This is a genomic window from Enterococcus sp. MSG3290, assembly GCF_050555565.1.
GTDB lineage: Bacteria > Bacillota > Bacilli > Lactobacillales > Enterococcaceae > Enterococcus_B > Enterococcus_B faecium.
Genome location: NZ_CP187862.1, coordinates 1662708 through 1683217, shown reverse-complemented (window position 1 = coordinate 1683217; position 20510 = coordinate 1662708). Strand labels below are relative to the sequence as shown.

At 38.3% G+C, this 20510-nt stretch carries 21 protein-coding genes and 1 riboswitch; of the genes, 19 read left to right on the top strand and 2 right to left on the bottom strand.

Features of this window, described 5'->3' with window-relative positions:
* Positions 1-47 precede the first annotated feature (47 nt).
* From xerD to IGL31_RS08005, 9 genes are all read left to right on the top strand, one after another.
* Positions 48-935, top strand: coding sequence for a site-specific tyrosine recombinase XerD (gene xerD, locus IGL31_RS08045; protein WP_002294386.1), 888 nt, complete (start codon positions 48-50; stop codon positions 933-935).
* A gap of 18 nt (positions 936-953) precedes the next feature.
* Positions 954-1325 (top strand): GNAT family N-acetyltransferase, encoded by a 372-nt coding sequence (locus IGL31_RS08040; RefSeq protein WP_002298147.1) that lies wholly within the window; start codon positions 954-956, stop codon positions 1323-1325.
* Positions 1322-2092, top strand: coding sequence for a segregation/condensation protein A (locus IGL31_RS08035; RefSeq protein ID WP_002298145.1), 771 nt, complete (start codon positions 1322-1324; stop codon positions 2090-2092). Before IGL31_RS08040 ends, IGL31_RS08035 begins: the two co-directional genes overlap by 4 nt.
* Positions 2076-2645, top strand: coding sequence for an SMC-Scp complex subunit ScpB (scpB, locus tag IGL31_RS08030; protein WP_002296975.1), 570 nt, complete (start codon positions 2076-2078; stop codon positions 2643-2645). Before IGL31_RS08035 ends, scpB begins: the two co-directional genes overlap by 17 nt.
* A 5-nt stretch (positions 2646-2650) precedes the next feature.
* The gene (locus IGL31_RS08025; RefSeq protein ID WP_002294391.1) at positions 2651-3367 is read left to right on the top strand and encodes a pseudouridine synthase; all 717 of its coding nucleotides are present in this window, start codon (positions 2651-2653) and stop codon (positions 3365-3367) included.
* 81 nt (positions 3368-3448) lie between these two features.
* A riboswitch (FMN riboswitch) is annotated at positions 3449-3573 on the top strand.
* A gap of 122 nt (positions 3574-3695) precedes the next feature.
* On the top strand, positions 3696-4307 hold the full coding sequence (locus IGL31_RS08020; protein ID WP_002294393.1) for an ECF transporter S component: 612 nt from the start codon (positions 3696-3698) through the stop codon (positions 4305-4307).
* A gap of 377 nt (positions 4308-4684) precedes the next feature.
* Complete coding sequence (locus IGL31_RS08015; protein ID WP_002290168.1) at positions 4685-6208, top strand: YfcC family protein; 1524 nt, start codon at positions 4685-4687, stop codon at positions 6206-6208.
* Positions 6209-6444: 236 nt separating this feature from the next.
* Positions 6445-7785, top strand: a complete 1341-nt coding sequence (locus IGL31_RS08010; RefSeq protein ID WP_002294399.1) for a M20 family metallopeptidase — start codon at positions 6445-6447, stop codon at positions 7783-7785.
* Between the two features lie 153 nt (positions 7786-7938).
* Complete coding sequence (locus IGL31_RS08005) at positions 7939-8676, top strand: thioesterase (RefSeq protein ID WP_002294400.1); 738 nt, start codon at positions 7939-7941, stop codon at positions 8674-8676.
* Between the two features lie 164 nt (positions 8677-8840).
* Here IGL31_RS08005 and IGL31_RS08000 read toward each other — a convergent pair whose 3' ends face one another.
* Positions 8841-9062, bottom strand: coding sequence for a ferredoxin (locus IGL31_RS08000; protein ID WP_002294401.1), 222 nt, complete (start codon positions 9060-9062; stop codon positions 8841-8843).
* Between the two features lie 30 nt (positions 9063-9092).
* On the opposite strand from IGL31_RS08000, the gene IGL31_RS07995 reads away from it, so the two are divergent.
* The 10 genes from IGL31_RS07995 (at position 9093) to IGL31_RS07950 (ending at position 19447) form a co-directional block, all read left to right on the top strand.
* Entirely contained in the window at positions 9093-10124 is a 1032-nt protein-coding gene (locus IGL31_RS07995) for a helix-turn-helix domain-containing protein (RefSeq protein ID WP_081156395.1), read from the top strand.
* Entirely contained in the window at positions 10111-11514 is a 1404-nt protein-coding gene (locus tag IGL31_RS07990; protein ID WP_002311164.1) for a RecQ family ATP-dependent DNA helicase, read from the top strand. The genes IGL31_RS07995 and IGL31_RS07990 overlap by 14 nt, the downstream gene beginning before the upstream one ends.
* 65 nt (positions 11515-11579) lie before the next feature.
* Positions 11580-12215 (top strand): SAG1386/EF1546 family surface-associated protein, encoded by a 636-nt coding sequence (locus tag IGL31_RS07985; protein ID WP_002294404.1) that lies wholly within the window; start codon positions 11580-11582, stop codon positions 12213-12215.
* Between the two features lie 48 nt (positions 12216-12263).
* Positions 12264-12944, top strand: a complete 681-nt coding sequence (gene cmk / locus IGL31_RS07980) for a (d)CMP kinase (protein ID WP_002294405.1) — start codon at positions 12264-12266, stop codon at positions 12942-12944.
* Between the two features lie 134 nt (positions 12945-13078).
* Positions 13079-14308, top strand: a complete 1230-nt coding sequence (gene rpsA / locus IGL31_RS07975; RefSeq protein ID WP_002294406.1) for a 30S ribosomal protein S1 — start codon at positions 13079-13081, stop codon at positions 14306-14308.
* A 181-nt stretch (positions 14309-14489) separates the two neighbouring features.
* Positions 14490-15800 (top strand): ribosome biogenesis GTPase Der, encoded by a 1311-nt coding sequence (gene der / locus IGL31_RS07970; RefSeq protein WP_002296982.1) that lies wholly within the window; start codon positions 14490-14492, stop codon positions 15798-15800.
* Between the two features lie 242 nt (positions 15801-16042).
* Positions 16043-16318, top strand: coding sequence for an HU family DNA-binding protein (locus IGL31_RS07965; RefSeq protein ID WP_002290178.1), 276 nt, complete (start codon positions 16043-16045; stop codon positions 16316-16318).
* Between the two features lie 234 nt (positions 16319-16552).
* The gene (locus tag IGL31_RS07960; RefSeq protein ID WP_086300135.1) at positions 16553-17599 is read left to right on the top strand and encodes a hypothetical protein; all 1047 of its coding nucleotides are present in this window, start codon (positions 16553-16555) and stop codon (positions 17597-17599) included.
* Between the two features lies 1 nt (position 17600).
* Positions 17601-18860 carry a tetratricopeptide repeat protein gene (locus IGL31_RS07955; RefSeq protein ID WP_002298134.1) on the top strand — a complete coding sequence of 420 codons (1260 nt, stop codon included), beginning with the start codon at positions 17601-17603 and terminating at the stop codon, positions 18858-18860.
* Positions 18861-18865: 5 nt separating this feature from the next.
* Complete coding sequence (locus IGL31_RS07950) at positions 18866-19447, top strand: ReoY family proteolytic degradation factor (RefSeq protein ID WP_002289878.1); 582 nt, start codon at positions 18866-18868, stop codon at positions 19445-19447.
* An 81-nt stretch (positions 19448-19528) separates the two neighbouring features.
* On the opposite strand, the gene IGL31_RS07945 is transcribed toward IGL31_RS07950, so the two are convergent.
* The gene (locus tag IGL31_RS07945) at positions 19529-20404 is read right to left on the bottom strand and encodes a YitT family protein (RefSeq protein WP_002294412.1); all 876 of its coding nucleotides are present in this window, start codon (positions 20402-20404) and stop codon (positions 19529-19531) included.
* Between the last annotated feature and the right edge of the window lie 106 nt (positions 20405-20510).

Sequence of the window (20510 nt, the reverse complement as noted above, 5' to 3'; positions counted from 1 at the left end):
GAATGAAGCGGTATCTGATATGATAGAGAGGCATGAGGGGGATTATTATGAAAGAGCAAATCAACGATTATCTCCACTACTTGAATATTGAACGGGGATTGTCCGCCAATACACGACAAAGCTATGAACGTGATTTGGAACAGTACTTGCATTTTCTACAGGAGCAGAAAATTGCTTCATGGCAGGATGTCGATCGCTTTTTAGTCATCCGTTTTCTGGAGAAGTTGCATGAAGAAAAAAAAGCGACAGCAACTGTTACTCGGATGATCTCAAGTCTCAGAAGATTCCATCAGTTTTTACGGCAAGAGCGTATCACTGATCATGATCCGATGCAACATATCGATACGCCGAAGAAAGCACAGAAATTACCAAGTACATTGACTCTGACAGAAGTAGAAAAGCTGATTGAAGCACCTGATACGACAAAAACGTTAGGGATAAGAGATCGTGCAATCTTGGAAGTCATGTATGCTACAGGGATGCGCGTCAGTGAATTGATTGGATTGAAATTGGGAGATCTTCATCTTTCTCTTGGACTGGTACAGACAGTTGGAAAAGGAGATAAAGAGCGGATCATTCCTTTAGGTGATTATGCGATCCAATGGCTGGAACGCTACTTAGACGAAGCACGTCCATTACTTGTAAAGGACGCATCTGAAATGCATGTATTTGTCAATAATCATGGGAAAGGTCTTTCTCGGCAAGGAATCTGGAAAAATCTGAAGCAGCTAGTACGAGAGGCTGGGATTTACAAAGAAGTAACACCACATACGCTGCGGCATAGCTTTGCCACACATCTGCTAGAAAATGGAGCTGATTTGCGGACAGTACAGGAATTGTTAGGTCACGCGGATATCTCTACGACTCAGATTTATACACATATCACGAAGAAAAGAATGACGGATGTTTATAAGCAGCATTTTCCAAGGGCTTAGTCATAGGAAGGTGAGAAGATGTTAACACATTACCGGAAAGAAAACCGTAAAATTGCTATGGGACTATTGAGTTTCCATAAGAAACTGACAGGTAAAACTTCTTTGTTGAAGGAGATTGATACGTACGAATCTGAAGACGATTATGAACTTTTTTTCTTTACGCCAGAAGGTTCAACCAACATTCAAGGGATTATTGGTGTTTACTGGGCAACGAACGATCAGCTGATCATCCATGACATTTCTTTGAATCCGTCTTATCGCGGTGAGAATATGGGCTTTCAAATGTTAGATGAATTACAGGAAAAGTACCCGGATGTCTCCATCCGTGCAACTGAAATCACAGAGCCTTACATTGGAAAATGGCTAGCAAAGAAAAAGAAGAAAGAGTGAATGAGTTGACGGAGATCAATATTAAATTAGATGTATTCGAAGGTCCTCTCGATCTGCTGCTTCATCTGATTCAGCAAATGGAAATCGATATATATGATATACCGATCGCTACGATCACGGAGCAATATATGAATTATATCCATACAATGAAAACACTAGAGCTAGCTGTTGCAGGAGAATACTTAGTGATGGCTGCTACATTGATGGCAATCAAAAGCAAGACATTGCTTCCTGTCCAAGAATTCGTCACAGATGATGAAGAATTATGGGAAGAAGATCCTCGAGAAGAATTGGTCACTCAGCTTTTAGAATACCGTAAATATAAATATGCAGCTGAAAGACTGACAGAAAAAGCAGAGGAACGAAGTCTTTATTACACAAAAGAACCTATGAACATCGATGGGTTAGCGGATGCTGAAAAGCCGTTGAAGCGAGGACAAGTCAAAAAAATCGATTTGATCCGTGCCATGCAGAAAATCTTAGAACGTAAGAAATTTTCTCAAAAAGTGGAAAAAACGATCACGCCCGATGACACAACGATCGAAGAACGAATGGTATTTATCGAAGAGCGTATAAAAAGAAATGCGCATGGCTGTACTTTCGATTCTTTTTTTGAGTCACCTTCTAAAAGTGAAGTTGTCACTACTTTTATGGCTTTGCTAGAATTGATGAAAAAAGGGCAGATCATTGCGCAACAAAAAGAAAACTATGAATCAATTATGCTTTATCCAGCAGTAGGAGATACCGAACATGACGAAATTAAGTGAACTTGAAGCCCTTCTTTTTATTGTTGGCGAGGAAGGGATCAGTAATGAAGAATTAAGCGGACTGTTAAATCTCAGCGAAGCAGAAGTCACAAGTTTAGTGAAAGAATTAAAAGAATCTTACACTCAAAACTCGCACTCAGCTTTGCATATTTTTGAAACGGAAAGCCATTATGTATTAACGACTAAAAAAGAGCTGGCTCCCTTACTTAAGCGATATGCGCAAGGGACATCAAACACATTATCTCAAGCCGCTGTCGAAACCTTAGCAATCATCGCTTATAAACAGCCAATCACAAGAGCTGAAATCGAGCAGATTCGAGGAGTTCAGGTTTCAGGAGCGGTACAGCGTCTAGCTGCCCATAAACTGATTGAAGAAAAAGGTAGAGTAGAAGGGCCAGGTCGGCCGATATTATATGGAACAACTGGCTACTTCTTAGATTATTTTGGTTTGAAATCATTAGAAGAACTGCCTGATACACAAGAAATGGAAATTTCACTTGAAGAAGACGTGTCACCAGATCTATTCTTTGATGGAATGAATAAAGGAGAATAATTGTAATGGAAAGATTGCAGAAAGTAATTGCCCACGCTGGCATCACTTCTCGTCGAAAAGCAGAAGAATTCATCCTTGCAGGACGTGTAAAAGTAAACGGACAAGTTGTAAGGGAATTAGGGATAAAAGTTGGGAAACATGACACTGTGGAAGTGGATGAAGTCCCAATTTATCAAGAAGAATACGGTTATTATTTATTGTACAAACCTAAAGGAGTTATTTCTGCTGTTGCAGATGACAAAGGAAGAAAAGTTGTTACGGATCTTTTGCCGATGGTAAAAGAACGTATCTATCCTGTAGGTCGACTGGATTACGATACTTCGGGGATCTTGCTACTGACAAATGATGGAGATTTTGCTCAGCGCCTGACACATCCAAAACATGAAGTGGATAAAGTTTACGTTGCAAAGGTAAAAGGGATCGCTACAAAATCGATGCTTGCACCTTTGACAAAAGGAATAAAGATCGAAGGACGAAAAACATCTCCAGCTAAATTCCAAATTTTATCAGTGGATCCTAAGACAAACCACAGTATCGTGGAATTGACGATCCACGAAGGACGTAATCATCAAGTGAAAAATATGCTTCAAGCAGTTGGTCTTCCTGTGCAAAAACTAAAACGTGAAAAATACGGAGATCTGACTTTACAAGGCCTACGTCCTGGGGATTACCGTGAACTGAACAAAAAAGAAGTCAGCAGTTTGCTGAACCACTCAAAATGAACACTTACTTTTTATAAGTGTTAGATGTTGCGTTTTTTGAATAGATATGTATAATGAATATGTAAACAAAAATTATATAAGGTTCGTCTTCAGGGGCAGGGTGAAATTCCCGACCGGTGGTTATAGTCCACGACCTATTTTGCAAAAAATAGCTGAATCGGTGAAATTCCGATACCGACAGTATAGTCTGGATAAAGAAGATAGAGCTTATTTGACGACGCTTGATCAAATAACTCTAACTCTATTTTCCCTGGAAAATAGAGTTTTTTCATTTGGAGAGAAACGTCAAAAAGTTCGCTGAAGAGGAGTCCTAACAGGAGGATTTCAAATGAAGAACACCCGTGTACAGAAAATGGTTGCAGTAGCGATGTTTGCTGCGATCGCGTTAGTTTTACAGTATTTTGCTTTTCCGATCATGCCGGCTTTTAGTTTTTTGAAGATCGATTTTAGTGATATCCCGGTATTGATCAGCATGTTCTTATTCGGTCCAGCGGCCGGAGTTGCAACAGCGTTCTTGCGTTCAGTATTACATCTGCTGACTACAGGTTTTTCTCCGGATAATTTGGTAGGAGACACTGCTAGTTTCTTATCAACAACGATCTTTACATTCCCGATTTATTATTTCTTTAGTGTAAAGAAACAGCATAAAGGAAGAAACAAATTTTTAGGTGTCATTACAGGAACCATCGCTCTAACTATTTTTATGAGTATCGCAAATTATTTCGTTATTACGCCTCTTTACTTAATGTTTTTAGGGCTGAACGCAACACAGATGCTGGGCATGTCTTTAGCAAACTATGTACTGATTGGGATCGTTCCTTTCAACTTGATCAAAGGATTCATCGTGAGCGCTGTCTTTTTAGTGCTGCATGCGCAACTTCTTCCATGGTTAAGTCGAAAACAACATCAGTTCGAACAACGTCATACAGCAGTCAAATAAATATCAAAAAGATCAAGAAATTTCTTGGTCTTTTTTTTTGGAAAAAAATACAAGACATGCAATAATGTAAACGTTTTATTTGTTTGTTTTGAGTATTTTTTTGATTTATGCATAAAAATCAATCAATTCTTTACAAATGTGAAATTCTTCTCCTTTTAAAAGACGAAAATGTTTGTTTATAAAAAAAAGGAAACGCTACAATGAAAAAGAAGAAAGCTTTAAAAACCTGAAAAAAGAGGAGGGAATAGGGAAAAACGAACTTTTTGAACAAAAGTTTTACAAAATGCGTGTTATTATTTTTGTTCTGATACTCTTTTTGATAAAATAACATTAGAGCCAAAATTGTTGTCTCTAACGGAAAAGAAAGGAAGAAGAAGATGGAACAAACAAAAAAGAAAAAATTTCAAATGCCTTCAGCGTATACGGTCTTATTTATTATTATTGCAGTAATCGCTGTACTTACTTGGTTTATACCAGCTGGGCACTATAGTGTAGACGATGCAGGCAACATCGTCGCTGGATCATATGAACGAGTACAACAAAATCCTCAAGGGCTGTGGGATATTTTCATGGCGCCAATCAATGGGATGTTAGGTGTACCAGCGGGGGAGCTAACTAAAGAAACACCTGCTGCAATCCCAATCTCTTTCTTCATTTTGGTTGTTGGTGGATTTTTAGGTATTATCAACAAAACAGGGGCACTAGATGCCGGGATTGCTTCAGTTGTGAAGAAATTCAAAGGAAAAGAAAAAATGCTTATTCCAGTATTGATGCTGTTATTTGCATTAGGCGGCTCTACTTACGGAATGGCAGAAGAAACGATTCCATTCTATGCTTTACTGATCCCAGTTATGATGGCTGTAGGCTTTGATACAGTAGTAGCAGTAGCAATCGTATTAGTAGGGTCTCAAGTAGGCTGTCTAGCTTCAACGGTAAATCCTTTTGCAACAGGCGTAGCTTCACAAGCTGTTGGGATTTCGATGGGTGAAGGTATTGGTCTTCGATTCTTGATGTTCGTTATTTTGTTAGCTATTTCTATTGTATATGTGTATCGTTATGCATCAAAGATCGAAAAAGATCCAACAAAATCATTAGTATACAACCAACGTAAAGAAGATATGAAGCATTTCGATATTGAAGCAATCGGTCGTCAAGAAGTAATCACGAAAAAACAAAAACATGTTAATGTATTGTTCTTTATTACTTTTGGTATCATGATCATCAGTTTGATTCCTTGGACAACCTTGAATGCGAATTTCACGATTTTTGAATCATTGACAAACTGGTTAACAAACCTTCCGGTACTAGGTACGGTTCTAGGTAAAAGCATGCTTCCATTAGGTGACTGGTACTTCCCAGAAATTACTATGTTATTCTTAGTAATGTCCATCGTAGTAGCAATCACTTATGGCATGAAAGAGTCTGAATTTGTCTCTGAATTTTTAGCTGGTGCTTCTGATTTGATCGGTGTAGCAATCGTAGTAGCTGTTGCTCGTGGTATCCAAGTGGTTATGAACAATGGATTAATCACAGACACCATCTTACATTGGGGCGAACAAGGATTAAGTTCATTATCTTCAAGTGTATTCATCATTATTACATTTATTTTCTATATCCCTATGTCATTCTTGATTCCTTCAACTTCCGGCTTAGCTGCTGCAACAATGGGAATCATGGGACCTATGGGTGAATTTGCCGGCGTCGGTAAGGATTTAGTAATCACTGCTTATCAATCTGCATCTGGTTTAGTAAACTTAATTACACCAACATCTGCTATCGTAATGGGTGCTGTAGCAATTGCTCGTTTCGATGTTTCAGTGTGGTGGAAATTTACCGGTAAATTAATTGCGATATTATTTGTAGCCATCTGTGTGATCCTAGGTGTAGCAGCAATGTTCTAAACCTAGACAAATACAGGTACAAGGTCTATCATAAGAATGAAGAAACCGATAAACGGCTATCGATAAGCACGTGGACAAGTCAATAGCTCCATTCAGTGAGTGTTTTTTCTTTCATCATTTGTTAAGAACATTCTGCTTGCTGATGGAGCAGGCTTAAAACGTCATTATTTGAGAAGAAGAGGTTGTGTCGGAGGAATTTGACATGACCCTTTTTAACATATTAGGAGGATAATATCATGAAAAAATTTGTGACAGAACAACATCATGAACAAGCATTAGAATCATTGAGCGAATTGATCCGAATTCCTTCCGTACTAGATGAAGCAGATTCAGGACAAGGACATCCCTTCGGTAAAAAAGTGATTGAAGCTTTGGATAAAGTATTGGAAATCAGTGAAAAGCTAGGATTTAGAACATTTAAAGATCCAGAAGGCTATTACGGTTATTCAGAGATTGGCTCTGGAGATGAATTATTCGGTATCTTGTGTCATATGGACGTTGTTCCAGCAGGGGACGAAAATAATTGGGAAACAAAACCATTCGATCCAACTATAAAAGACGGCTGGTTAGTTGGTCGCGGATCCCAAGATGACAAAGGTCCTTCTATTGCGGCAATGTATGCCGTCAAAGCTTTGATTGATGCTGGCGTGGAATTCAAGACACGTATTCGTTTTATCTTTGGTACAGATGAAGAAAATTTATGGCGTTGTTTAGAAAAATATAACGAAAAAGAAGAAGGAATTACGCAAGGATTTGCGCCAGATGCTGAATTTCCTTTAATTTATGCAGAAAAAGGCTTATTGCAAGCTTACTTGACAGGACCAGGAACGAACGAGTTTTCTGTAAAAGCTGGAGGAGCGTTGAATGTTGTTCCTGATGCAGCTCCTTACTCTGGAGAAAAGCTTTCTGAAGTAAAAGAAGCATTGAAAAAACACGAATTCGATTTCGAAGAACAAGGTGAAGGCATCGTCGTTCTTGGTAAAAGTATCCACGCGAAAGATGCAGCGCAAGGAGTGAATGCTATTTCTCGTCTGGCAATTGCTCTTTCAGAAGTATTCGATTTTGGCCCAATCAATTTCTTAGGAAAATTAGTTCAAGAAAATGCAACTGGTGAAGCTGTCGTGGGCAAAACAGAAGATGAACAATCCGGCGAGCTAACGATGAACTTTGCAAGTTTGGAAATCACACCAGAACAAACAAAAATCGGTGTAGATATGAGAATCCCTGTTACATTCAAGAAAGATGATTTAGTAGCTAAATTAACTAAAACAGCAGAAAAATATGGGTTGACTTATGAAGAATTTGACTTCCTTGATTCATTATACGTGCCACTAGACAGTGAGTTAGTGAAAAATCTATTGGGGACATATCGCGATATTACTGGAGACATGACTGAACCGTTTGTATCAGGCGGCGCTACTTTTGCTCGTACGATGAACCAGTGTGTGGCATTCGGTGCGATGTTCCCTGATACTCCTGACTTTATGCACCAGGCGAATGAACGATGGGAATTAAGTAGTATGTATAAAGCAATGGAAATTTATGCAGAAGCTGTGTATCGTTTATGTGCTAAATAAAAATAAACATACAAAAAGGGCGGATATTCAAATGGATATTCCGTCTTTTTTTATTTGATGCTGGAAAGTTTGCATTTCTCTCTTATTTTTTTTAAGGTATAATCATACTTGATTAAGAAAAAGGGGTCACTCAGATAGAAAAGGTGGGAGAAAGTGAAAATATTTAGACGAATACTAATTGGCTTAGTCATCATTTTAGGATTACTCGGTGGAGCCGGTTATTACTATATACAGCAAAATACGTACGAACCATCGTCAGAAGCGCAAGTGTTGGTAAAAGAAGGAAAAAACAAAGAAGATTACTTATTTTTTGAAGGAGAGAAAAAGAATCATGGAAAGTCTCCATTACTTATTTTTTATCCTGGTGCTCTCGTAGAGCCAGAAAGTTATAGTATTTGGGCGCAAGATTTAGCAAAAAACGGCTTTTCAGTCGCTATTGTCAAAATGCCACTTGATCTAGCAGTGATGGGCGGAAACAAAGCGGATAAGGTCAAAGAAGATTTTCCAAATTCCGATTATGTGATCGGTGGCCATTCATTAGGTGGCGTAATGGCAAGTCGTTATGTCAATAAGAATCATTCAGACAAACATTTAAAAGGGGTATTCTTCATGGCAAGTTATCCCGACAAAAAAGGAACATTGACAGAATCAGCTGTCCCTGTTTTATCGATCACGGCGACAAAAGATAAAGTATTGAATCAGGAAGCTTATCAAGAAGCTAAGCAGTATTTACCGGAAAGAACAGAGTATGTATCAATCAATGGCGGAAATCATGGAGGTTTTGGCAGCTATGGTGAGCAAAAAGGAGATGGAGAGGCAGAAATTTCTAACGCAGACCAGCAAACTGTGATCGTCAATACATTGGAAAACTGGCTGAAAAAGTTGAAATAATATAAATGGGTCCTATAGGGTCCGTGAAAAAACTAGTCAATTAACTATAGATAGCAAATGAATCTTTCAAAATAAGTCGGGATTTCACGGAACAAGAGAAACAGATCCCGGCTTATTTTCAAGTTTAGAGAACTTAGTGTACGTTTTTAAAGTTTCGTTTATATTTATATTTTATTTTCTAATAAAATCGCTCGAACTGGACATTTTTGATACGCTTTTTTTACATATGTTTCTTCTTCCGGCATCACGAACTGTTGATGAGCCTCTGGTTCTTGGGCAAATAAAACGATTCCTTCTTCATCATAATCGAAAATATCTGGCGCTTCGATTTGACAAAGACCGCATGCAATACAGCGTTCAGGTACAAGTTTACATAGTAGTGACATTTCTAACCATCCTAACTTAAGGAGAATAATATGATTGTTTTTATTTTATCGCTATTTTCATCAGGACACAAGCTGCGGATTAGTTCTCTTTACCAACTCCTTGTGGGAAAACGAACGACTTCAGTACTTATTTATGGATTTACTCACGAACTTTTGTTTATCCATAACAGTTTTCCAGAATTGAAGCAGGATAAGTTTTATCAAATTTTGCAAAAAATTGCGCAGCAAGGTTGGATCGAAATAAATGAAAATGAAGCAAAGCTAACGCCTGCAGGGGCTGATATGTTGTCCGAACATCAAATAGAACATACTGGTTTGCGTTTTGACCGCTATGGCAGAACAGGGGAAACTAGTTGGCGGCTCATTAAATTTGCTGTTCAAGTAATTTCTAATCTGGCAACGGGTATTCAAGACTATCTTCCAGCAGAGACAAGTCCTTTTTATACTTTCCAACTAAAAAAATGGCTTAGTGAAAGCCAATTGCCACGTGAAATTTTGATTGATGCTGCGTATGAGAGTTTGGTGCAGCTGTTTTCGGAGATACCAGAAGAAGAAGCAGATTTTTTAGCTAACCAATTATCTGGAAATGAGCGAACAGGGCTGCTTCCTTATCAGCTGGCAAAAAACAATGATGAGTCAGCGGTTTATCTGCAACAAAGCAGATGTATCCACCTTTTGTTAGCACAAATCGAAAAACGGCCAGATTCGCTTTGGCACGCTTTGATCGATTCATTATTACAGCAAAATTTCAATCAAAGCATGATGATCACCAAGCAGATGTTTATGAATGGTCAGACAATTGACCAGATCATGGCAATCCGTCATTTAAAAAGAGGAACAGTAACAGATCATCTTATTGAGTGGGCCTTGTTTTTTGATGATTTTCCATACGAGCGGATTCTCTCTGCAGAAACAATCGAACGTTTGGAACCAAATAAGGATTCCGTGCGAGAGTGGCGCTTTAGCGAATGGAATGTAGATGGACAATTAGATTATGGAGAATTTCGTTTGTATCAAATCTATCTATTGAGAAAGGAAGCGATACAGAATGTTAATAAATGAATTAAAAAAATATTTTGGATTTGATTCATTTCGTCCCGGCCAAGAAGAAATCATTCAGGCGTTGCTTGATGGAGAAGATACTCTCGCTATTTTGCCTACAGGAACGGGAAAAAGCCTTTGCTATCAATTGACGGGGTATTTAATGGAAGGTCTGGTCATCATCGTGTCACCGCTGCTTTCTCTAATGGAAGATCAAGTGACGCAATTACAAAAACGAGGGGAGAAACGAGTAGCTGCTTTCAATAGTTTACTTTCGCAATCTGAAAGAAGATACGTCCTCCGTCATCTATCGCAATATAAATTTTTGTTTTTGAGTCCCGAAATGTTGACTAATCCTTCTCTTTTAGAGCATCTGAAAAAACAAAATATTGCGTTATATGTAGTAGATGAGGCTCATTGCGTGTCTCAATGGGGAGTTGATTTCCGTCCAGAATATCAACAGTTAGGAAAAATCCGAAAGCTTTTAGGAAACCCGGTCACACTGGCACTAACGGCGACAGCAACAGATTTAGTAGCAAGAGATATACGTCATGTACTATTTGATCGACCACCAAAAGAGATCAGACAATCAGTCAATCGGCAAAATATCTCGCTTTTTGTTCGGAAAACGCAGCAAAAAGAACAAGAACTTGAACACTTCATGGAAAGAGCACAAGGAGCGGCAATCATTTATTGTGCAACAAAAAAAGAAGTCGAACGATTGTATCATTTATTCAGGGAACGTTTTACAGTTGGATACTATCACGGTGGTCTTGATGCAGCTCAAAGAAGACAACTTCAACAGCAGTTTGTAAAAAATCAGCTGCAGTTTCTCATTGCTACGAATGCATTTGGTATGGGGATCGATAAATCTGATATCCGTTATGTGGTCCATTATGATTTGCCAGACAGTCTAGAAAACTATGTACAAGAAATCGGTCGAGCAGGCAGAGATCAGGAAGAAAGTGCAGCAATTCTTTTTTATCAAAGTGGGGATGAACGTATCCATTATTTCTTTAATCAACTTTCTAGAGAACAGCGACAAAGTTTTGAGCTTTATTTGGAATATGCCACAGAGCAAGCTCCCTTTGATGAGCTGCAAAAAAAATGGATGGAGCTGATCCAGCAGTCTGAAAAACCAGAAAATTGGGTGGAACGGCTCAAACGTCAGGAAAAAGAAAAAGAATTCCGCCTGCAGCAGATGCTTCGCTATATTAATGAAGAAAACTGCCGCAGAAAATTCATCTTAGCTTATTTTGGCGAAAAACTCTCCGAAAAGCCGCAGAATTGTTGTGATATTGATGGAGCAAAAGCAGAACTTCTGCCAAAGAGGAAGCTTTTTTCTAAGACTGAACAACTTCATTGGGAAACGATTTTACTAAATTTATTTAAAAAAAACATGGAACATTGATTTTTTAGGACAAGACACTTTTTCCTATGGTATAATACACACGATAGAGTTTAGGAGGTAAAACAGTGAGCAGAAAAGATAGACATCAATCTACAGAAAATAACGAAACACAAGAACCATGGGAACAACCAATCTACGATACAGATGATGAAGTTTCATCAAGAAGTTCTCAGAGACAACAAAAGAAAGGAAATACATTATTTCTTTCGCTATTTTTGATTTTACTGGTCTTATGTATCGCTATTCCAGCAGGTGCTTATTTCTGGATCAGAAATGGATCAAGCAACAATGCAACAGCAGCAACTTCTTCTGAAACTTCGACATCAGTAGTAGAAAGTTCTACAAGTACAACAAAAGAGGAGTCAACTGAGACTTCAACAGTAGAATCTAGTACAATCGCGGAAGAATCTACTGTGTCTCAAGATACAGGTGTAACGTCAGAAAGCAGTATTGCAGCAGAGACAACACCGACTTCCTCAAGTGAGGCAACTTATCAAGCAGGGGATTCAAGCAGCAATGCAGCAGAAACAACACCTTCTTCATCAGCTGCAGCCGGTTCAACAACGACTGTTCAAGCAGGCGAAGGTCCAAAACAAGTGGCTGAGCGTGCAGGGATCACCACTGATCAATTGTTTGAATTGAATGGCTTAGATCCAAACAACTTTATGCTTTACCCTGGTCAAGAATTAAGAATTAAATAATAATAGCCGCGCTTTGCGGCTTTTTTTTTGAGAAAAAGGAGTTATATCATGACACAAATCAGTATTGCAATCGACGGGCCTGCTTCATCTGGGAAAAGTACCGTTGCCAAGATATTAGCAAAAGAATTGAATTATATTTATACAGATACCGGTGCCATGTATCGCGCAGTAACTTATTTAGCTATTACGAACAATGTATCTTTTTCAGATGAAGAAGGGCTAGTTTCGCTGATCAAAAAGTATCCTATCTCTTTTTCGCAACAAGAAGATGGACAGCATGTATTCATAGCATCAAAAGATGTGACTTTAGAAATCCGTCAACCAGATGTCACAAAAGCTGTTTCTGAAGTCTCTGCACATGGAAAAGTCAGAGAAGAATTAGTTGCTATCCAACGAAAAATAGGGGAACGCGGTGGCGTTGTCATGGACGGAAGAGACATCGGGACAGCTGTATTACCGAATGCAGAAGTGAAAATCTTTTTAGTAGCAAGCGTAAGTGAGCGTGCAGAAAGACGTTTCAAAGAGAACCAAGAAAAAGGAATTCCGACTGATCTTGAAACACTGACGAAAGAGATACAGGAAAGAGACCATTATGATTCAACAAGGGACGTCTCTCCGCTGAAGCAAGCAGAGGATGCTGTTCGTATCGATACGACTGGCAAATCGATTCCAGAAGTCGTTGCAGCAATAAAAGCTGTTGTTTTGAAAAAAGGTTATCTTCTTTTTTAAATTAAGAAAAAAAATGAAAAACAATTGTTTTTTCAAGGAAAACGAACGAAATCGCTTTATTTTTTTTGAATAATCAATTAAACTAAAAACAGTACCGTACTTACGGCAGAATGTTGGTTAGGAGGACAAGTGTTATGACAGAATTTGATCAAAATCAAGAGAACAACCAGTCAATGGAAGACGCAATGAAAAGCGTACAAGAAGTAAAAGTTGGCGATGTTGTTAAGGGCGAAGTTTTAGTCATTGAAGACAAACAAGTGATTGTCGGAATCGAAGGGGCTGGAGTTGAAGGAGTCGTTCCGGCAAAAGAATTATCAACTTTGCCGGTAGAAGATATCAGCGAAGTAGTAAAAGTCGGTGATGTATTAGACTTAGTCGTTATCAGTACGATCGGCAAAGATAAAGAAAACGGCAGCTACCTACTTTCAAAACGCCGTTTAGATGCTAAAAAAGTTTGGGAAGATATCGAAAGAGATTTCCAAGAGGGCAAGGTGATCGAAGCACCTGTTACAAATGTTGTCAAAGGCGGTTTAGTCGTTGACGTCGGTGTACGTGGTTTTGTCCCTGCATCCATGGTGGAAGATCATTTTGTTGCAGACTTTTCAGACTATAAAGGCAAAACATTGAGCTTTAAAATCATCGAAATCGAACCATCAGAAAATCGTTTGATCTTATCGCATAAAGCGGTAGTGGAAAACGAAAGAGAAGAAAAGAAAAAAGAAATTCTTTCAACGATTCATGAGGGAGATGTTCTCAGTGGACGTGTTGCACGTCTTACTGATTTTGGCGCATTTGTCGACCTAGGCGGAATTGACGGTCTAGTCCATGTCTCAGAGATTTCACATAGTCATGTAGCAAAACCAAGTGATGTATTGGCTGTCAATGATGATGTAAATGTCAAAGTGTTGTCTATCAATCCTGAACAAGAACGTGTTTCCTTGTCAATCAAAGACACACAGCCTGGACCTTGGTCAGAAATCGATACAAAAGCTCCAGTTGGCACAGTATTAGACGGAACAGTTAAACGTTTGACAAGCTTCGGTGCCTTTGTTGAAGTGTTCCCTGGAGTAGAAGGGCTAGTCCATATCTCTCAAATTTCACATAAACATATTGCGACACCACATGAAGTGCTTCATGAAGGTGACGAAGTGAAAGTGAAAGTATTAGAGATCCATCCAGAAGAACATCGTATTGCATTGAGTATCAAAGCTTTAGAAGAAAAACCAGCTTCAGAAGAAGAACCAAAAAATGTTGAGTCTTATGAATTACCAGAAGAAAATACTGGATTTACTATGGGAGACATTTTAGGTGATGCGTTGAAAGAAGAAGTAGAAGAAAAAGCAACCGATGATTCTGAAAAATAATTGATTTTGTATCTGTGACTGAGATGAAAGCAGCTGCTTTTGTCTCAGTTTTTCTTTTGAAAAGCGATTAGTATTTCAATAAGGAATAAAAATACTTCGTTTAATTGACAATCTATGCTTGAAAGTTGGCAATGCATTCGTTAAACTAAGTGAGATTGGAAACTTGTGAGGAGGAAATAATATGGCAAATCCAACAATTGCAATCGTTGGCCGCCCGAACGTCGGTAAGTCTACGATTTTTAACCGCATCGCTGGTGAGCGTATCTCGATTGTCGAAGATACTCCTGGAGTAACTCGTGATCGTATTTATGCAAAAGGTGAATGGTTAGGTCGAGAATTCAGCGTGATCGACACAGGCGGAATTGATCTTGGCGATGAACCCTTTATGGATCAGATCAAGCATCAAGCAGAAATCGCGATTGAAGAAGCAGATGTAATCATTTGTGTAGTCAGCGGACGCGAAGGCGTGACAGACGCAGATGAGATGGTTGCGAAAATTTTATACAGAAGTAATAAACCAGTGATTTTAGCAGTCAATAAAGTAGATAATCCAGAAATGAGAAACGATATCTATGAATTTTATTCCTTAGGGCTAGGCGATCCTTATCCTGTTTCAGGAAGCCATGGACTAGGGATTGGTGATATTTTAGATGAAGCAGTGAAGTATTTCTCTGAAGAGACTGAAGAAGAGGACGACGACACGATTAAGTTTAGTTTGATTGGTCGCCCAAATGTTGGTAAATCCTCTTTGATCAATGCGATTTTAGGAGAAGAACGTGTAATTGTTTCGGATATTGAAGGAACGACCCGAGACGCAATCGACACCCACTTCGTTTCTGAAAGTGGTCAGAAATTCTTAATGATCGATACAGCTGGTATGCGTAAACGCGGAAAAGTATACGAAAATACTGAAAAATACAGCGTGATGCGTGCAATGCGTGCCATTGACCGTTCTGATATCGTTTTGATGGTACTGAATGCTGAAGAAGGGATTCGGGAACAAGACAAGCGAGTAGCGGGTTACGCCCATGAAGCTGGTCGTGGAATTATTATCGTCGTGAATAAATGGGATCTTGTAAAGAAAGAAACCAATACAATGCGTGATTTCGAACAAGAGATTCGTGATGAATTCCGGTATCTTGATTACGCTCCAATCGTTTTTGTTTCTGCAGTGACTAAACAACGGTTGGAACGTCTGCCTGAAATGATCGAACAAGTAAGTATGAACCAGAATCTTCGTATCTCTTCGGCTGTGTTGAATGATATCATTATGGATGCTGTAGCAATCAATCCAACACCAACAGATAAAGGAAAACGCCTGAAGATTTTTTATGCTACACAAGTCGCTGTCAAACCACCTACATTTGTCGTTTTTGTCAATGAAGAGGAATTGATGCATTTTTCTTATGAACGTTTCTTAGAAAATCAAATCAGAAAAGCATTTACTTTTGAAGGGACGTCCATCCGAATTATCCCTCGTAGGAGAAAATAGGCATTTTACCATATCGACGTTTTTTTTTCAAAAGAAAAAGACAGTTTCGTTTGTTACGTTTCTATGACTAAAAAAAGCATGTGAAAATTGGTAAAAACCTTGCTATTAAGCGGTTCATATGATATCGTGATAACAGAATATTGAAGTTAATCAATATTTCTTTTTAAACTTCTGGACCACTCAGAAAGTTTTAACTAAATGATATTTCTATCATATCTCTTGTGGAGGAGGTGAATCTATCCATGGCAAACAAAGCAGAATTAATCGAAAAAGTTGCTTCAGCTACTGATTTAACTAAAAAAGATGCAACTGCAGCAGTAGATGCTGTATTTTCAACTATTCAAGATGCTTTAGCTAACGGCGAAAAAGTTCAATTAATCGGTTTTGGTAACTTTGAAGTTCGCGAACGCGCAGCTCGCAAAGGTCGCAACCCACAAACTGGTGAAGAAATCGAAATTCCAGCTAGCAAAGTACCTGCATTCAAACCAGGTAAAGCATTAAAAGACGCTGTTAAATAAGACAGTTGAAAAAGCGCTTGTGGCTCTAGGGCTACAAGTGCTTTTCTTTTTATTTCCTAGCAGTAAAGGAATAAATAAGAGACAGAGATTCCGAATCCGTATGTCATACATAGAAAACACATGTATTTTATTTAATTTTTATTTATTTCCAAGTTATGAGGTGAGCTTTGCTCTTATCTTTTCTAGAATTTGCTTACTAATGGTAAAATAAAAATAAGAAGAGGAGGGATGCGTATGGAACTTGATTATCAAGTAGAAGATGCGTTGACGAAAGTGTTTTACGGAGAAACGCTAGTCAGCCAGCTAAGAGAACTTTCCATTGATCAGCCAATCTTATTTTTAACGAATCAGCGCTATTATGATTTGTTTGCAGATAAGATCAACCCGTTATTTGCAAATCAAGCAAACAATGACTGGTATATTTGTGCCAACACTCAATGCAATCATTTAACAGAATTAAAGAACCTGCTTGATTTCGTCAAACGCTATCCCGAAAATCAATCCATGTTTATCATCGGATTTGGAAATGAAGGGATCATGGATCTGGCAGGTTTTTTTCAAAAACATACAACCCTTGATTCATCACTATGGATGATCCCTGTATCGATCCGTTCTCTAAGCCGAGCATTAACACCGCAGCGGACGATTTTGCAGCTACCAAATCGTGTAGTGCTGCAAACCATCAATCTGCCAGAACGCATCGTTTATGATCAAACGATCAGCGAGCGGCAAGTGGACGGAAAGCAGATTGACTTTTTGACTTTTATCTGTTGCGGAATGATTTGTGATCATCGTTTTTTGCAAAATCTGTATAAAAACTATCCAAATAAAAAGCAATTAACGACTCGGCCGTTTGCCGGGATGATCGAAGAAATGATCTATTTTTATCAATTAGAGGCAGAAAACCTGTCAAATTATGGTAAACTGTTTGAACAAGCTTTTTATCTGACCGAAAATGGCCATCTACTTTCTGCTAGTATGAAAAAACTTTTAGGAATGATGTTTCATTTCGTGTGGAATCTCCAAGCATATCCTTTTGATTTCCAACTAAAAAACTTTTTTGTGTGGCTGGACTTGCTTGGCTATCCAATCCACTGGCTGGAACAGATTTCAAAGATGGAGTATTTGGAAAAAGTTCTTTTTTTGGCAGAAAAAAGCAAAAAAATACTTGTTTTAGAAAAAATAGGTATAATAGACGGATACCAACGTCCAAACGAAAAAGAATTATTGAGAACAATGACGGTATTTCAACAAATCGTCAGTGAGATAAGAGGGAATTGAAATGAATACAAATAGCGAAAAAATGTTGCAAGCTTTATCAGATGAAGACTTGTCACAAGCACAAATCTTTTTAGAAAAAGCATTAAAAGAAGACCCAGCAGATATATTAGCTGAACTAGGCGAAGAATTGCTGGCTATTGGCTTTTTGATCGAAGCAAAACAGATTTTTGAACAACTGATCAACCAATACCCAGAAAATGACGGACTGAACATCCCGTTAGCAGAAATTGCAATCGAAGATAATGAGATCGACTTAGCTTTTGAATACCTGGAAAAAGTGGATAAGCAAAGTGATTACTATCCGCAAAGCTTATTGGCGATAGCTGATTTGTACCAAGTTATCGGAATCCCTGAAGTGAGTGAAGCAAAATTGAAAGAAGCAGCTGGGTTGCTTCCTGATGAACCATTGATCCAGTTTGCGCTAGCTGAATTGTATTTTTCAGTTGATCGTTTCAAAGAGGCAGCAGTGGTTTATGAAACATTGTTGGCAAGCGGGATAAATGAAATTTCAGGAATCTCGATGCAGGAACGTTTAGGACAATCCTTAAGTATGCAAGGAGAATTCGAAGCAGCTATCGCACCTTTAGAAGAAGCACTGAAAGAAGAAAGGACAGATGATCGACTGTTCCAGCTAGCTTTTACGAATCTTCAATTGAAAGAAAATCAGCAGGCAATCAACTATCTGGAAGAACTTCGAGAAGTTAATCCGCATTATCAATCGTTATATCTATATCTAGGACAAGCTCTTCAAGAAGAAGAAATGATTGAAGAAGCACAAACAGTGTTAGAAGAAGGAATCAAAGAAAATCCTTACCAAGTCGAACTTTATCACCTGGCCTCGGAAAATGCTTTCCGTCTGCATGATAGACAGCGAGCAGAAGAACTTTTACTGAAAGCTTTAGAAGTAGGAGACAAACAAGATGAAACATTACTTACTTTAAGCAATCTTTACTTGGATGATGAAAGATATGAAGATGTGATACAAGTGATCAATCAGATGGAAGAAACTGCTAATCCTTATGCAGAATGGAACCTAGCCCATGCTTATAATGAATTAGAAGACTTTACCGTTGCAGCTGTACACTATGAACAGGCTTATCATGAACTATCACATGAACCAGATTTCTTGAAAGAGTATGCCTTTTTCTTAAGAGAAGAAGGGCAGCTGAAAAGAGCGCAAGAATTATTGACTTATTATTTAACACTTGAACCAGGAGATATGGAGGCACTGTCATTATTAGATGACCTAACAGAGAGGTGAGAAAAATGCTAATTGATGTACGGGAAAAGAAGAATTTTTTAACGTGGATGGTCAATCATGTATCTTTTAGCCGAAGAGAAGTTTTTTGGATCTTGAATTATCTTGCCAATCATGAAGCGATTTTAAGCAATGTCCACTTTGTTGAAGGGGCGAATTTTGCGGATCGAGGACTGCAGATCAGTGATCTATCTGTTGAAGGGGAACCCATGAAATTGTTTTTGCAGGGAAAAGAATTTACGGACACAGACCAGATTTTTCATGAAATCCGTTTGAATTGGAAAAAGCCTTTATATGTGGAATGTATATTCGAAAATGCTTGGCAGACAAGAGAATATCTATCTATCTTAGAAGACAATCCATTTTCTTCTTGGGATTCTTCAGTCAGTGAAGAAGATACTGAATTAATTGAACGATATTTTCAAGAAAAAGAAGAAGAGGCAAAACTAAAAATGCTTTATGCTCAAATCGATCAAGCACTAGAAGATGGAGATAGGGATGCTTTTTTGAAATTATCTGATGAAGTTAACCGAAAGATCCTTTTGCAGACACAAAAGAAAAGTAACCGGGTAAGTGAACATAACAATTAGTTAAAAATAGTATAGTACTAAAAAAGACAAAGATCAGCTGGATGTGGAATCTTTCCTCATAGCCTATCTTTGTCTTTTTTCTTATAGTTTTTTCAGTAATCTTGTCTGTGGCTTCAAATAAGTAAAGCCTTGCCCTTCCACTTCATGCACATTGATGATTGAAAGGAAAGCTTTTTCGTCAATCTCGTGGACGATCCTCTTAGCTTCAGTTAATTCACTAGAGCTAACGACCATATAGATGATTTTTTTTGAATTACCAGAGAATGCGCCTTCTCCAGAAAGAAAAGTCACACCTCTTTGCAGACCGGTCATCAGTAGTGGTGCAATCTCTTCGCTTTTGTTGGAGACGACAAGTAGACCTTTTGCAGAATATCCGCCATCTAAGATCGAATCAATCACACGACTGAAAACATACGAAACAATCAACGTATACATCATACGTTTCAAGTCGATATAGGTTAATGAAGCAAGTAAGACGATGATATCAAATGCCAATAGGGAACGCCCCATAGTGATGCCGTAATTTTGTTCTAAAATCCGAGCAATAATATCGCTGCCACCTGTTGTTCCACCCATGCGGTAGACGATCCCGCTTCCTACACCTGCAACTAAACCCGCAAGTAGAGAAACGATCAGTAGATCATGCTGTAAATTGATTTCTAGTGGAACCCTTTGCCAGATCCATAAAAAGAATGACAAAGAAAGTGTACCTAGAACTGTATAGGCCAAGGAACGTTTACCGAGGATCTTTCCTCCTAGTAAAATCAATGGGATGTTGATTAATAAAGTCGTATAAGCTGGATCAATTCCGAATAAAGCTCTTAAGATCAAGGTGATCCCTGAGACGCCCCCTTCTGCTAAATGATTAGCGATGTTCAAGTAAACAAGACCAAATGCATAAATACTTGTTCCTATAATGATAAAAAGAACTTCTTTTACTGTTTTTCGTTTGACCATATGAATTCCAGCTTTCAATTATGTATTTTCACAGAATTTCCATTTAGAAATTCCTTTCTAAATGTAGCATGGAAATTCGATTTTCTCAATTGCTCTTATCTAGGAT

Bases quoted from the DNA above. Each gene is read 5' to 3' on its own strand.
- IGL31_RS07955 (WP_002298134.1), top strand. From the start codon at position 17,601: ATGAATACAAATAGCGAAAAAATGTTGCAAGCTTTATCAGATGAAGAC.
- IGL31_RS08020 (WP_002294393.1), top strand. From the start codon at position 3,696: ATGAAGAACACCCGTGTACAGAAAATGGTTGCAGTAGCGATGTTTGCT.
- IGL31_RS07950 (WP_002289878.1), top strand. From the start codon at position 18,866: ATGCTAATTGATGTACGGGAAAAGAAGAATTTTTTAACGTGGATGGTC.
- IGL31_RS08025 (WP_002294391.1), top strand. From the start codon at position 2,651: ATGGAAAGATTGCAGAAAGTAATTGCCCACGCTGGCATCACTTCTCGT.
- IGL31_RS07995 (WP_081156395.1), top strand. From the start codon at position 9,093: ATGATTGTTTTTATTTTATCGCTATTTTCATCAGGACACAAGCTGCGG.
- IGL31_RS07945 (WP_002294412.1), bottom strand. From the start codon at position 20,404: ATGGTCAAACGAAAAACAGTAAAAGAAGTTCTTTTTATCATTATAGGA.
- IGL31_RS07990 (WP_002311164.1), top strand. From the start codon at position 10,111: ATGTTAATAAATGAATTAAAAAAATATTTTGGATTTGATTCATTTCGT.
- IGL31_RS08000 (WP_002294401.1), bottom strand. From the start codon at position 9,062: ATGTCACTACTATGTAAACTTGTACCTGAACGCTGTATTGCATGCGGT.
- der (WP_002296982.1), top strand. From the start codon at position 14,490: ATGGCAAATCCAACAATTGCAATCGTTGGCCGCCCGAACGTCGGTAAG.
- scpB (WP_002296975.1), top strand. From the start codon at position 2,076: ATGACGAAATTAAGTGAACTTGAAGCCCTTCTTTTTATTGTTGGCGAG.
- IGL31_RS08040 (WP_002298147.1), top strand. From the start codon at position 954: ATGTTAACACATTACCGGAAAGAAAACCGTAAAATTGCTATGGGACTA.
- cmk (WP_002294405.1), top strand. From the start codon at position 12,264: ATGACACAAATCAGTATTGCAATCGACGGGCCTGCTTCATCTGGGAAA.
- IGL31_RS08010 (WP_002294399.1), top strand. From the start codon at position 6,445: ATGAAAAAATTTGTGACAGAACAACATCATGAACAAGCATTAGAATCA.
- xerD (WP_002294386.1), top strand. From the start codon at position 48: ATGAAAGAGCAAATCAACGATTATCTCCACTACTTGAATATTGAACGG.
- IGL31_RS08015 (WP_002290168.1), top strand. From the start codon at position 4,685: ATGGAACAAACAAAAAAGAAAAAATTTCAAATGCCTTCAGCGTATACG.
- IGL31_RS07960 (WP_086300135.1), top strand. From the start codon at position 16,553: ATGGAACTTGATTATCAAGTAGAAGATGCGTTGACGAAAGTGTTTTAC.
- rpsA (WP_002294406.1), top strand. From the start codon at position 13,079: ATGACAGAATTTGATCAAAATCAAGAGAACAACCAGTCAATGGAAGAC.
- IGL31_RS07965 (WP_002290178.1), top strand. From the start codon at position 16,043: ATGGCAAACAAAGCAGAATTAATCGAAAAAGTTGCTTCAGCTACTGAT.